Origin of the sequence: Pseudoduganella guangdongensis, from assembly GCF_009857475.1 — a bacterium.
Lineage (GTDB): Bacteria > Pseudomonadota > Gammaproteobacteria > Burkholderiales > Burkholderiaceae_D > Rugamonas > Rugamonas guangdongensis.
Genome location: NZ_WWCJ01000079.1, coordinates 1 through 255, shown reverse-complemented (window position 1 = coordinate 255; position 255 = coordinate 1). Strand labels below are relative to the sequence as shown.

At 52.9% G+C, this 255-nt stretch carries 1 rRNA gene; it reads right to left on the bottom strand.

The features are described from left to right. Nucleotides 1–255: ribosomal RNA gene (locus tag GTP41_RS26930) — 23S ribosomal RNA — on the bottom strand; the annotation flags it as partial.

The following is a 255-nucleotide window of genomic DNA, read 5'->3' as shown; positions in this document are numbered from 1 at the left end:
TCCTCCAGTGCGTGTTACCGCACCTTCAACCTGGCCATGGATAGATCACTTGGTTTCGGGTCTACACCCAGCGACTGGCGCCCTGTTCGGACTCGATTTCTCTACGGCTCCCCTATTCGGTTAACCTTGCCACTGAATGTAAGTCGCTGACCCATTATACAAAAGGTACGCAGTCACCCCTTACGAGGCTCCTACTGTTTGTATGCACACGGTTTCAGGATCTATTTCACTCCCCTCCCGGGGTTCTTTTCGCCT